We start from the raw sequence: 13,112 nt of genomic DNA on the forward strand, positions 1-13,112 counted from the left end.
ATGTCTAAATATACGATTGATCCAACTCGTCCTTTGAATATTCCTTATCGAAATCGTTATACGGGTACTCGTATCCTACGTCGTTTTCCAGAAGGTGTGGAGGAGAAACCTTACACATTGTTTCAAGTCAAGCCGTTGGGACCGCTCATTGGTGCTGAGATTGTCGGTGTCGATTTGCGAGATTCTATCACTTCCGAAGTAAAGGAAGAATTGAACCGAGCTCTGTTAGAGTGGAAGGTCATTTTTTTTCGCGACCAAAAAATTTCAAGTGAACAACTAGTAGCGTTTGCTCGGCTTTGGGGAGAGTTAGAGAAGCATCCTTTCCTTCCGGAGGGGAATTCTCCAGAAATTGTTCGTTTCGCCAAAGATAAAAATTCTAAGGGATTTGAGAACATTTGGCATAACGATGTAACATTTCGTTTAACACCTGCTCGTGCTGCTATCTTACGGGTTATTGAAGTTCCTGAACTCGGCGGAGATACGTTATGGGCTGATACCGCGGCAGCGTACGATAATTTGCCTGAGGAGATAAAAGAACGCATCGATGGTCTTACTGCCATTCATGACTTTACCCATGTATTTGGTCATTCATTGACACCAGATGAGTTGGCATTCTGGCAAGCTGAATTTCCAATTGCGGAGCATCCTGTTGTCATTAAACATCCTGTTACTGGAAGAAAAACTTTATTTGTAAACCCTGACTTCACGGCCCGAATTGTTGGTCTTGATTTGGAGGAAAGTGAGAATCTTCTCCAGTATCTTTTTCAACAAGTTCACATACCTGAGTATCAAGTTCGCTTTAAATGGGAAGCAAATTCCATTGCTTTCTGGGACAATTTCGCGACTCAACATTACGCGGTTGCTGATTACTACCCAAATCGCAGATTGGGTGAGCGCGTTGCGATTGTTGGTGAACGTCCCTCTAATTAGGAGATAGGAATTATTTTAGAAGATTTACTACATTGAACTTGATCATGTAAGGTTTTTATAAAATAACGATTCGATAATGGGAGCAGCAGTGCTGCTCTTTTTATATGTGTGTAAGCCGACATTATAATCCCCAATATAGCCAGAATAAAATTACCCATCTGTCATCCTATCCGAACTTGTTTATGTCCAACACTCGGTTTAAAAGACTGACCGATTGAATTAACGCTTGTTTCCCCCGGCGGCTCAAGCGTTTGATCGCGTACTCGCGCCTCATGGCAGTCGACTTGTCAGGACATGTCTCAATGTAACGAAGCCGAACTGGGCGTCGACCGCGGGTGTATTTCGCTCCTTCCCCTTTGTTATGCTCATCCAGTCGCTTTACAATGTCAACCGCATAGCCGGTATACAGCGTTCCATCCCGGCATTCAATTATATACACGTAAGGCATGATACTCTCCCGTATCGGTTTTTGATAGAAATATAACACGAATAGATCCTTAATGCCAAATGAAAGAAGAATAGATACATGAGAACGTTAACAACGAAATCCAGTCATAATGAATTCGTCCACAAACCTCCTGCAAATTGAATACTTGTTTACAGGTGATTTTTCCAAGAAAATTAAGCGGTTTAAGAGAAAAAGACTTTAAATTCAACTAATGGAATGATAACTTGTATATTGAAGATCATTGTATTTTCTTAAATCAATTAAATGGAATGAATGTTGATATGATAGATCGTGTGAAATGGTATTGGGAAAGGATTCGATCGTGTCATGTGGTTGTTGGCTGCACTGAGTACCACCTTTTGTTTCGGAGTTAATAATACGTTGTTTAAATGGGGCACTACACGAAAACTCTCCAAGGAATGGATTCAATTTTTCTTTTATCTTGTGGCCTTTCTACTTGTTTTGTTGTACGGCGTTTTCCGTCATGCCCTTCATCCGAACTACTTGGCCCTTCTGATGGGGGGATTGACCGGAATACTCAACGCCAACGGAAATCTGCAAATGACGAAGGCTTTCGAGAAGGGACCGGCAAGTATTACCTCAACATTGATCGCGATGAATTCTGTGGTCGTAGTCTTGGCGACAGCGCTGTTTTTCCCCGAATCCATACCTATGATTCATTGGTTGGGTATTGTCATTATGATTGTTTCGGCAATTGTCGTTCAGTATCAGCCGGGCAATAAAACCCGGTTCGAGTATAAACCCTGGTTGCTGCGTTGTACATTTTCTCTCGTATCCATTGGTTCCGTTGGTGTTTTGCTTAAAGTTGCCGCTTATAAGCAAATCAACTTTATCGACATGCTATTTTTTATGTATGGCGGGGGTTTAATGTTTTTAAGTGTTCTTGTCCGAGGAGAAATTATGCGACTCACCGCACATAAGACAGAGATTAAAGTCGCAACCATTGTGGGATTTTTGAGTACTATCGGCTTTGGCTGCTATCTTTTCGCTTTGAAAACCGGACCTGCCAGTATCGTTTTCCCGATCATCAGTTTGAATTGCCTAGTTGTTATGATATCCGGACTCTTTTTATTCAAGGAACGTTTAAGAACCTATCAATTAATCGGAATGGCAACTGCGCTGTTGGGACTCGTTTTAACAAAAATATAAAAGGGGGGCACTTTTTGAGTGCCTTTTTGTTTTGCTTCTCTTAAAATATTCATATAAAGAGAAGGGGGAAACACCTTGCAACGCATTCTAAGAGGCCATCATATACTATGTGTTCACGGTTTTCAAGGAATGGGATACAGTCCGGAATTTGTAAAAAACATGACGGAAATTGTAGAAGAGATCCGCAATAACCAAATGAACTTTCCAATCCAGGTAATCAGTGGTCTGGATGATGTATGTGACAAGTGCCCGAATAAAGGTGACGGCTTTTGTAAAGCCTTCGATGATCATGTAAAAGAACTGGATCAAAGAATTATGGAACATATTGGACTTACACACGGTGATCTCTTTGATAAAGCGAAGCTGTTACGATTAACAGCAGAAAAAGTAGAACCCGATGATCTTGACGTACTATGTGCGGGTTGCTCTTGGTTAAGCTATGGTGTTTGTAAAGAAGGAATTAAGAAATTAAAGAAAGAGTATAAAGAGAAGGCATCACAAGAAGAAGAACAATCTTAAAAAATATGGCAGTTCGAAAAGAAGAACTTCAGAACCTAATTGACCAAATGAACGAAGCTGACCGAAAAACCGTACGAGACTTTATGTTGTATTTGATTGACCGTTCTGAGAAGAAGCCCGACTGCTTTCTGATTTACTTTCATATCAAATCAAACATTCATTAACTGGGATTCATACTGGAGGAGCGAGCTTTTTGACTGCTCCTCATTACTTATATGTATTTATCATATGAGTCCCCATAGATAAACAGTAATGTACCCCTATTTTTTTCGAGATGGTCTCTTTCAATCATTATTCAATTTTTCTTTCTCTTGCTCTCCCTTGCATGAAACGATCACCAATTGTCCCAGTAAGGTTACTAATACAAGACAGCCGGCAGCATACGGAAGTTGGGAAGGCGCCAATCCAGCTAGCATAACAGTCCCCCCAAGAGCGGAACCTATCGCACTACCTAAATAATTAGCGGAACTGTTTAAAGCAACTGCAACTGCTCCATGATTCGGTTGTAAGCGAAGTAATTCATGTTGTTGTGGGGCTTGCGAGGCCCAACCCATCGCCCCCCATATAACGAAAGGCAGGAATGCTAGCATAGGAAATTTAAGTCCCAATGGTAGGCTGAACATGGCAAAAGCCATTATCGCTAGAATACCGGCCATGAGCAAGTCGGGTCGTCCCGTCCGATCAATCAGAGTGCCAATGGAAAAGCTCCCGACTACGCCACCAATACCCCATGCCCACAGATAGGGTGTGATGATATTGATGTCTTGCAGGTTATGCAAGATTGTTGCGATATACGTATAGAGACCCAAGCTTGCGATGCTGGTCATAAAAGTGATACCAACGGTTGCTGAAACCCTTCCATTGGTCATCATTGCAACCCGTTGACGCAGTGATGGTGGCGCCGAAGCTGGAAAGTTTGGAAACCAGAGAACGATCCCAATCATGGCGATTAAACCCAGTGCAGTGATCAACCAGAGAGTCCCGTGCCAACCTAGATGTTCAGCAATGATCAATCCAAGTGGAACCCCTATTACCGTACCCATGCTCATGCCGCCTAGCGTAATACCAAGGGCACGGCCGCGTTTCTGTTTGGAAACGAGGGATGCAGCAGCTGCAGCGGCCAACGGTGAATAAAGCCCAGCTCCGATGCCTGCAACTGCACGAGCCATAAGCAGCAAGGAGTAACTCGAGGCTAGTGCACTAGCCCCATTTCCTACTGAGAAAACAGCGAGTGCCAGTACTAAAATCCTGCGCACTGGTTTTCCAGCTAACAATGTTGCAAAAACTGGAGCTGCCAGTGCATAACAAAGGGTGAAGACGCTAACCGCTTGTCCCGTTTGGGAAGCGCTTATTTTGAACATTGCCCCGATATCAGGCAATAAACCGGCCACCACATAGGCATCGAACCCAAGAGCGAACATGCCTATAGTGAGGAGAAGAACTTTTCGCATGGTAACCCCCTTATTTTTGTATAATATGTGGTTTTGATGAATGCACAGCTAAGGTGTTCTCAACGATTTCGATGTTCGAGAATTCACGATTGATCCAACCCATCAATCGATTTGTTATAATTAAATGAGCTTCAACATTTGAAAGATTACCAGAATGTTAAGACAAACGGAACTATCGTTATGTTAGAAGGGTATAACAATTGATTATACCGATTGGAGTGAAACAGATGAATGTAGAGTGGTTGCAGTTTTGTTGAAGCCGCTCAGCAAAAAAGCTTGTCTAAAGCCGCTAAAGCACGCAATCTTTCCCAACCAGCATTAAGCAAACATATACGTAATCTGGAACATGATCTTGATATTGTATTGTTTTATAGAACGTCTACCGGTATTGAACTGACGGAGGCTGGCGAACGTTTTTACAATCGAATTGTGCCTATCCTCGCTGAACTTAGCGCGATTCGCCAAGAGTTAAGACAATTTCGCCGAACTACTCCAATAGCTATAGGGAGTCTGCCTAGTCTGGCAACTTATTATTTACCTCAGAGGATCAAAGGACTTCGGCTATTAGATCGCCCCATGACATTAATGATTCAAAACACTTCGGGGGAACTCATACAATCATTGCTGGAAGGAAGACTCGATGCAGTCTTTATTGATACATTGTATATCCGGGAGTCGTTGTGGAGTTGTGAATTGTTTACGGAGTCATATTATGCGGTGTTTCCTTTACACCATCGTTTTCGTTCGCGAAAATCTGTTGAGCTTGCCGAATTGTGCGAAGAACCACTGATCGTTCATCAAGCCCCTTGCGATACAAGGAAGCATATTATCGAACAGATGGAATCGCTGGGTCACAAGCCTAACATCATCAGTGAGGTAGCTTTTGGTGACTTTATCCTTGGAGCAGTAGCGGCTGGAATGGGGATAACGATTATCCCTGAATTGATGGCTAAGCATATCGGTCATCTCCCGTTGTTCGCTCTCCCAATTACTAATTTTGGTAGGAATAGATCGATTTCTATAGCTACCCGTAGTCGTAAACTTGGATCGCAATTATATGAATTTATATCAACATCGGTTGAATCTCCATCTACTCAGTCATGACGCAGAATTACTCGATCCTCAAGTTAAAGGAGATGATAGTCATGAATTGAACGTATCGAAAACCCGTTGACAAAATATGTGTATTAAGGATATAGTACACTTAAAGTGTATGAACTACTTAGTACATACACTTTAAATCTGGATTGTTTTGGTTTTCATCACAAACTGCATAAGGCATGGAAAGTAAGGAGGAAACAAAATTTGATCAAAGTCCGAGATTTATCATTTGAATTCCGTATCGGGAAAAGAGGAAAGGAAAAACAAATCCCTGTTCTCAAAGAAATCTCCCTGGATGTGAAAAAAGGGGAGATTGTGACTCTGGTCGGCCGCAGCGGTTCCGGGAAATCAACCCTGTTACATTTGCTGAGCGGTTATCTGCATCCTACAAAAGGTCGTATTGAAATTAACGGCACGCCGGTCGAGAAATTTTCGGAAAAACAGTGGGCCGATTTTCGCTTGCAAAACATCGGGTTTATCTTCCAGAACTTTCAGCTGATTCCCTCCATGACCGCATTTAAGAATGTGGAGCTCCCGCTGGTATTAAAAGGAGTGCCAGAAAAAGAGCGGCAGTCTCGTGTCCATCAAATGTTCACACAGGTTGGATTGGAAGATTTCTTGGATTATTACCCCAGTGAATTATCTGGAGGGCAGCAGCAGCGAATCAGTATTGCGAGAGCACTCGTGATGAATCCTCCCTTGCTTTTGGCTGATGAGCCGACAGGAAGTCTTGATAGCGAAACGGAAGCGGATTTGTTGAATCTTATTCAATCTCTTAACAGGGACAAGGGAATTACGTTTTTAATCATCACCCATGATCAAAATGTCGCAAAAATCGGTCATCGAACCTTGGTTCTTAAAGATGGAAAACTGGCACAGGAGGAGAATTATGCGTTTACGGGATAAATTTCGATTTGTGAGGCAAAACGCAAGAAAGAACGGACTCCGAATGTTCATGACCATCCTGGCAACCGCCATGGGGTGTGCATTCCTGATCCTTTTGGCTTCAGTCGGTTACGGAATCCAGAAAACCGCCAAAGATAAAGTGCTCGAAAGGGGAGCCGTAACAGAAATCAACATTTTCGGCAAGAAACAAACGGAGGGCCAAGGGGACCCGAGAATGCGTGATTCGGATCTTGCCAAGCTTGAAAAATTGGAACATGTAAAGGTCATTACAAAGCGAAATACCATACAGAACGGACTCCAGGTGCTGATAGACGGTGAAAAATACGGGACCCAGGGAATCGTCATCGACCCTGCAGCAGAGAAAAAAGCGGGAATGGAACTTGCGAAAGGACGGTTTCCCGAACGAGCAGGTGAAGTTCTGGTAGGGAGCGATTTTACAAAACAAATGGGCCCCGAATCAAAAGATACAGGGTACAAGGGAGAACTCGTCGGAAAGACCATCAAATTAAAAATCACACAGCAGTTTGCGGATGGTGTAAAAGAAGGAGAATTTTCGGCGACGATTGTCGGCGTTCTGAAGGCGCCTGCCCGCGAATGGATTTTGGACCCGAATCTTTACATGGGTACGGATTTGTTGACCCAAATTGAGGCATTCACCAAAACACCTTTTGGAATGATGAATGATCCCATGCGCAAGATTGACTCCGAAAACATGAAGGGCACCTACAGCGAAGTGAAAGTCTATGTCGATACAGCCGAAAACGCAAAAGAAGTATCCAGGCATATCAAAGATATGGGATATTATGCCCATTCTCCTCTCGATGAACTAGAGGAAATCGATAAGGTGTTTCTGTTTGTCAAAATCGGGTTGGTGCTTGTCGGAGCCTTTGCGGTCCTGATCGCCTCCATCGGAATTTTTAACACGATGACAATGGCGGTCACGGAAAGATCGCAGGAAATCGGCATCATGAAAGCCATAGGGGCCAACCCCAAAACGATTCGCTCCGTCTTTTTGCTGGAAAGCAGTTTCATTGGATTGTTTGGAGCCTTTATCGGGGTTACGGCCGCTTATGTCATCGGTTTTCTTGCCAATCAACTTGTGCCTGTGATTATGAGACATTTTATGGGCACAGGAGAAATGAAGGGCTTCGTCGTTTCTTATATACCGCTCTCACTCGTTCTGGTGTCAGTCAGTATCTCCGTTGGTGTCGCCATTCTGTCAGGAGTGCGGCCGGCGAAAAGAGCCACTGAGGTCGATGTATTGAAAGCGCTGCGGCGGGATATCTAACAAGAATCTTGACAGAATATGTGTATTAAGGATATAGTACACTTAAAGTGTATGAACTATTTAGTACATACACCGTGTTGCTGGATCAGACTTGGTAAGAAAGGGACTTAGGAGATGGGTAAATGAACGTTTCGTTTAACAACCGCGAGCCGGTATATCTGCAGGTTGTCCGGTATTTTAAAGAAGAGATCGCATCAGGCAAATTGGCAGCAGGCCAAGAGATTCCATCCCGCAGGGAATTGGCAGGCCTTCTCAAGATTAATCCCAATACGGTACAACGGGCTTACAAGGAAATGGAGGAGCAGAAGTTGATTACGACGGAAGGGAATTCCCCCAGTCGGATTACGGAAGATGAACGGATTCTGAAATCGGTACGGGAGGAACTTATTCGGGAAGCAGTTGACGCATTTGTAGAATCTGTCAAGAAAATTGAGGTGCCCTTAGATGAACTGCTTCACCTTGTGAAAGAAAAATATGAATTGGAACGTGCCAAAGAGTAGTTCATGCTTACGAAGAAGGTTTTGCAGGTGCAAAACTCTAAGGAGGTCGCTGTATGATCGAAGTGAATCGGGTCAGTAAGAGATACGGAAGAAAAAGAGTGCTGGACGAAGTCTCGTTCACTGCAGAGAAAGGCCAAATCACTTGCTTGGTCGGCATTAATGGGGTGGGCAAGTCCACTCTCATGAAAGCGATCATGGGACTCACTCCGGTGAATAGCGGTCAAATTCTGATCGACGGTCAGCCGGTCGATCAGCGGATGTACGAGAAAGTCGTCTTCATTCCGGATACCCTGACGATGCCTTCCCAAATGAGAATTGGGGAAGCGATGCAATTCATGCAGGATTTCTATTCGAATTGGAACGGGAAGCGTGCGCAGGAGTTATTATCCTTTTTCAAGCTAAGAGAAAGGGATCGGATCGGAGATTTATCCAAAGGGAATGCAGCAAAAGCCAATTTACTGCTCGGTTTGTCTATTAATGCGGATTATTTACTCATGGACGAACCTTTTTCTGGGATCGATGTTTTCAGCAGAGAGCAAATCGCCAATGTGTTTACTAGTCATTTGATTGAGGATCGTGGTGTCATCATTACCACGCACGAGATTCATGATATCGAACATTTGATCGATAAGGTCGTCATGCTCGACCACGGTCGGGTACTAAAGGAATTTAACATTGAGGACGTGCGTTTGAATGAAGGTAAGTCTGTCTTAGATGTTATGAGAGAGGTGTATCAGAATTGAACCGTTATTGGAAGCTTCTTAATTGGGAAATGAATCGGTTTGCAAAATTCTATGGCGTATTATGGCTTGTGACCCTGCTTTCACAGTTTACCGGTATTTTTCTATATGCCAATGCTTTCATGAACCGGGTTCATGCTACTATTCAAGATAGTTCTTTATCAGAAGCCGAATATGCAACTCATTTTGAAACAGCCAGCTTTGAAAGCTTCAGCAAATCCTTTTGGTTTGTCGCGCCTATCGCCCTGTGTATTGCAACGCTCTTGTTGTATGTTTTCCTGATTTGGTATCGAGAATGGTTCGGGAAGAGTACCTTCATCTATCGGCTCCTCATGCTTCCAACATCAAGGATGAATGTTTACTTGGCCAAGACCAGCGCTATTTTCCTGTTTGTTTTGGGACTGGTTGCTTTTCAACTGCTGATTCTTATACCGGAAATTCAGTTGTTCAATTATATAATTCCTAGTGAATTAAGAGATAGCGTATCCGTTGCACAACTGATAAGAGATCACCCGTTGATGAATATTCTCATCCCACAGTATTTTATTCAATTTATCCTTTATTACGGTGCAGGTTTGATGGGAGTGATTGTTGTTTTTACGGCGATTTTGCTGGAACGAAGCTTTAAACTCAAAGGAATGTTGGCAGGCGTCATTTATGGAGTTACAGTGGGCTTTGTATTGTTTCTTCCAATATTGATTTCAGTAGAATGGTATCCGGATTTCTTTTATCCCAGTGAAATTGTCATGATGGAGATAGCTGCCGGACTCTTGATTATCTGCAGTTCACTGTGGTTCAGTTTTTACTTGCTGCGAAAAAAGATAACCGTCTGAGGAGGAGTAACGAGTGAAACGTTATTGGAAACTGGCCGTGCTTATTCCCCTTATTGTTCTGTGCATAGGCACTTTTTACACAGATGCATCCGGCAGCAATCATCCAGAATTTTTTCTTAAAGCGAAGGAAGGAAATGAGCAAGAAGCTTCAAGAGTCTTACTTCAAGCTCGTTATAAGTCTGATACGGTCTCCATCAGTACGAAGGGGAGTGAATATCAAAGCGAACAGTCTTTTTGGAAGTCATTGGACTCTGATTACTATGACTCGAATGGGCTTAAGGATTTGGCAAAAGAATATCCTCAATTCATGAGGGGTAAACGTTACCCGAATGCTTTCTACATAGATGATCGCGTAATCGGGTACGCGAATATCGATTCACCACCCGACTTTTGGAAAGGGCAACCAGACTTCATCATCAAAGTCTCTCTCTACGACAAGAAGCAGAAAGACAGTTCATCCTTTGAGGTTCGTGTGCCGAAGAGGAATGTATACAGTTTTATTCACTTGTATAATGTACACATAAGCGGGCAGACTATGAAACTGTTTACGTTTAATTATGTTAAGAATGGGCATACGGAAGTTCATCTGTATACATTAGATCTGGACAAGAAGAATTTGATGACGGATCAGACAATTTTACCTTCTCGTTCTTCGGACGCAAACAGTTTGGATGATATACGTGAAGTCAGTGAAACGAATGATTTGAAACAACAAAGTGACTATACCGTTTTTCAAGTGAATCATCACAAAATAGGATCGACTACAGAATCGTCGGAATCCTCAAAAACTGAGGATACTAGGGAACTGCTTGTTTATGACATAAAGAGAGGCAAGCTGTCGAAAATCGAAAGTGACTCAATAGATGAGCTTTTAAAAGAAACATCTGCGCTTGAGATCAATCAGACTGGGGACGATCTGTTCTTGATATCCAAGGATAACCCGAAGGGACTGCGAGTAATCCGATATAATCTGGCTGATCAGAAGATCAGCAGCGATCTTACAATCGCGTTTAAGGATATTCAAGTGAATAAGGGAGCGGTTAGTTTTTCAAAAATCGAGAATAACCGATTGTACATGTTGGTTACCACAAATAAGGATCGTTTAGCTGTACCTACGGTGGTGATTGCTGAGCTGAACACCGGGAGGATTGTCTATCAGGGAGTCGTATCCCGGAAAGACGATAAAGATTTGGGGAATCTGCAGATATTAACCCTATCCCTCAAGTAAAGAGGAATAACTGAAAGAACCTTCATTCCGCTTTTCTAGTGGTTTTGAAGGTTCTTTTTGATTCAGGATTAAAATACAAGGGGGATGTGATTCCTATGCGTGCAATTTTAAACACATATAAACACCCCTTAAAGGAGTTTATTCACTCAAGACTTCTGCGACTCCTTTAAGAGGTATTTGATTACAATCCAAGAATGTTGTAACCGGCGTCTACATGAATGATCTCTCCTGTGATTCCAGAGGAAAGATCGGAAATGAGAAACAGTGCGGTGTTGCCCACTTCCTCAGGTGTCACACCCCGTCGCAACGGAGCTTTTTCTTCAACGATGTGCAACATATTGGTGAAATCGCGAATCCCCCGCGCTGCCAAGGTCATAATCGGTCCCGCAGAAATGGCGTTCACGCGAATGTTTTCGGGTCCCAGATCATTGGCAAGGTATTTTACGCATGCATCTAGAGAAGCCTTGGCGACTCCCATCATGTTATAACCGGGAACGACTCTCTCGCCCCCGAGATATGTCATCGTAAGAATGGACCCGCCTTCTTTCATCAACGGGCGAGCCTTGCGTGCAACCGCGACGAGGGAATATGCAGAGATGTCTTGTGCCAACGCATACCCGTCACGGGAAGTATCGACGAATTTTCCCGACAGATCTTCTTTATTGGCAAAAGCGAGGGAATGCACCAAACCGTGCAGCGTGCCAAATTCTTTTTCCAATGTCGAAAACGCTTGTTCGATTTCTTCATCTTTGGTTACATCGCAAGGTATGGTGATCGCGTTCGGGATATCTTTCACCAGTTCTTTGATACGCCGTTCGATTTTCTCACCTTGATATGTAAACGCGAGACGCGCTCCAGCACCGTGAAGGGCTTTGGCAATGCCCCAGGCGATGCTTCTCTCGTTCGCCACACCCATAATCAAGATATTTTTGCCGCTCAATACTTTTTGCATAGATGAGTTGTCCACTCCTTTCCTGAATCTACATCTATTGTCTCATAGAAACCACCAATGGTACAAGTGTGGGAATCCGTCTAAAGCGATCAAACAAAAGAAACCACCGATCCGCTTAATCGAACAGGTGGTTTCTCTGTCTACGCACTCACGCGCAGGCGATGTACAGTGATCTCGGGGCGGGAATTCAGCCGCACATTCAGTCCAGACTGCCCCAATCCCTCTGAGATATAGATCGTCCGTCCATTGACTCGATGGAGTCCTTTGATGATCTTGTATTTCGGAAGTTCTCCCATCGGGCACAGTTTAAAAGCGAATGGAATATTGAATTGGCCGCCGTGCAGGTGACCGGAAAGCATATAATCGACTTCATGATGCTCTTCAAGATCTAAGATTGTGTTCGGATCATGTGCGAGCACGAGATTGATGCCTTTTTTTGGTACATTTTCGAATGAACGGGGGATATCGCTCTTGCCGAGGCAGTAATCATCGATTCCGATAAGGTTCAACGGTGTACCGTCTATATCAATGGTTATCGATTCGTTTCTGAGTACTTTGCAAGCGGTCGATTCAATAGCTGCTTGCAAGTCATCAATCCGCTCTCCCAAATAGTGATCATGGTTGCCGAATACACAGTAAACGCCGAAGCGAGGTTTCACTTCTTGAATCTTTTGTAAATATTTTATAAGCTTTTTAATATTATGGTAACGATCGAGATAATCACCTGTTAATACAACGAGATCAGGGTGCGTAGGAAGGATCAATTCTTTGAGGCGGTCAGGTGTAATCGAAATCCGTTCCATGTGCAAATCTGAAAGTTGCAAAACACGGAGATCATCGATTTTCCCATCCTTACCACGGATATGAATATCCACTTCACGAAGAATCGGGCGAAACGTGTTTCTGTAACTATAGAGTAAAAGCAACGCGATCGCTCCCGACACGATCAAGAAATAAAACATCTCCTCACCACCGTACTCGAATGATGTCAACTGATCCTATCTTACTTTGATATCTATAAGGGTTTCATTATAAAATTATTGGGA

At 43.3% G+C, this 13,112-nt stretch carries 14 protein-coding genes; 10 read left to right on the forward strand and 4 right to left on the reverse strand.

Annotated elements, in window-relative coordinates; all coding sequences use genetic code 11:
- Complete coding sequence (locus DNHGIG_RS12525; RefSeq protein ID WP_282199898.1) at window positions 1-930, forward strand: TauD/TfdA dioxygenase family protein; 930 nt, start codon at window positions 1-3, stop codon at window positions 928-930.
- Between the two features lie 166 nt (window positions 931-1,096).
- Here the strand turns inward: DNHGIG_RS12525 and DNHGIG_RS12530 are convergent, their stop codons facing one another.
- Window positions 1,097-1,378: a GIY-YIG nuclease family protein gene (locus DNHGIG_RS12530; protein ID WP_282199899.1), complete on the reverse strand. Its 282-nt coding sequence runs from the start codon at window positions 1,376-1,378 to the stop codon at window positions 1,097-1,099.
- 327 nt (window positions 1,379-1,705) lie between these two features.
- Here DNHGIG_RS12530 and DNHGIG_RS12535 point away from each other — a divergent pair, with 327 nt between their 5' ends.
- Window positions 1,706-2,548, forward strand: coding sequence for a DMT family transporter (locus tag DNHGIG_RS12535; protein WP_282199900.1), 843 nt, complete (start codon window positions 1,706-1,708; stop codon window positions 2,546-2,548).
- A gap of 129 nt (window positions 2,549-2,677) precedes the next feature.
- Window positions 2,678-3,067, forward strand: coding sequence for a DUF1284 domain-containing protein (locus tag DNHGIG_RS12540; RefSeq protein ID WP_439647773.1), 390 nt, complete (start codon window positions 2,678-2,680; stop codon window positions 3,065-3,067).
- Between the two features lie 284 nt (window positions 3,068-3,351).
- Here the strand turns inward: DNHGIG_RS12540 and DNHGIG_RS12545 are convergent, their stop codons facing one another.
- Entirely contained in the window at window positions 3,352-4,518 is a 1,167-nt protein-coding gene (locus DNHGIG_RS12545) for an MFS transporter (protein WP_282199902.1), read from the reverse strand.
- A gap of 276 nt (window positions 4,519-4,794) precedes the next feature.
- Here DNHGIG_RS12545 and DNHGIG_RS12550 point away from each other — a divergent pair, with 276 nt between their 5' ends.
- The 7 genes from DNHGIG_RS12550 to DNHGIG_RS12580 all read left to right on the forward strand — a co-directional run bounded on the left by DNHGIG_RS12550 (window position 4,795) and on the right by DNHGIG_RS12580 (window position 11,114).
- A complete protein-coding gene (locus DNHGIG_RS12550) occupies window positions 4,795-5,622 on the forward strand; it encodes a LysR family transcriptional regulator (RefSeq protein WP_282199903.1) in 828 nt (275 codons plus the stop codon).
- Between the two features lie 201 nt (window positions 5,623-5,823).
- Window positions 5,824-6,525: an ABC transporter ATP-binding protein gene (locus DNHGIG_RS12555; RefSeq protein WP_282199904.1), complete on the forward strand. Its 702-nt coding sequence runs from the start codon at window positions 5,824-5,826 to the stop codon at window positions 6,523-6,525.
- Window positions 6,509-7,813, forward strand: coding sequence for an ABC transporter permease (locus DNHGIG_RS12560; protein WP_282199905.1), 1,305 nt, complete (start codon window positions 6,509-6,511; stop codon window positions 7,811-7,813). Before DNHGIG_RS12555 ends, DNHGIG_RS12560 begins: the two co-directional genes overlap by 17 nt.
- Before the next feature lie 122 nt (window positions 7,814-7,935).
- Window positions 7,936-8,313, forward strand: a complete 378-nt coding sequence (locus DNHGIG_RS12565) for a GntR family transcriptional regulator (RefSeq protein WP_282199906.1) — start codon at window positions 7,936-7,938, stop codon at window positions 8,311-8,313.
- 53 nt (window positions 8,314-8,366) lie between these two features.
- A complete protein-coding gene (locus DNHGIG_RS12570; protein WP_282199907.1) occupies window positions 8,367-9,056 on the forward strand; it encodes an ABC transporter ATP-binding protein in 690 nt (229 codons plus the stop codon).
- Window positions 9,053-9,886, forward strand: a complete 834-nt coding sequence (locus DNHGIG_RS12575) for a hypothetical protein (protein WP_282199908.1) — start codon at window positions 9,053-9,055, stop codon at window positions 9,884-9,886. Before DNHGIG_RS12570 ends, DNHGIG_RS12575 begins: the two co-directional genes overlap by 4 nt.
- Window positions 9,887-9,899: 13 nt before the next feature.
- Complete coding sequence (locus DNHGIG_RS12580; protein ID WP_282199909.1) at window positions 9,900-11,114, forward strand: hypothetical protein; 1,215 nt, start codon at window positions 9,900-9,902, stop codon at window positions 11,112-11,114.
- 181 nt (window positions 11,115-11,295) lie between these two features.
- Here the strand turns inward: DNHGIG_RS12580 and fabI are convergent, their stop codons facing one another.
- Window positions 11,296-12,066 (reverse strand): enoyl-ACP reductase FabI, encoded by a 771-nt coding sequence (gene fabI, locus DNHGIG_RS12585; protein WP_282199910.1) that lies wholly within the window; start codon window positions 12,064-12,066, stop codon window positions 11,296-11,298.
- 140 nt (window positions 12,067-12,206) lie between these two features.
- Window positions 12,207-13,028 (reverse strand): metallophosphoesterase, encoded by an 822-nt coding sequence (locus DNHGIG_RS12590; protein WP_282199911.1) that lies wholly within the window; start codon window positions 13,026-13,028, stop codon window positions 12,207-12,209.
- Window positions 13,029-13,112: the final 84 nt, after the last annotated feature.

The organism is Collibacillus ludicampi (assembly GCF_023705585.1).
GTDB classification, from domain to species: Bacteria; Bacillota; Bacilli; order Tumebacillales; family BOQE01; genus Collibacillus; species Collibacillus ludicampi.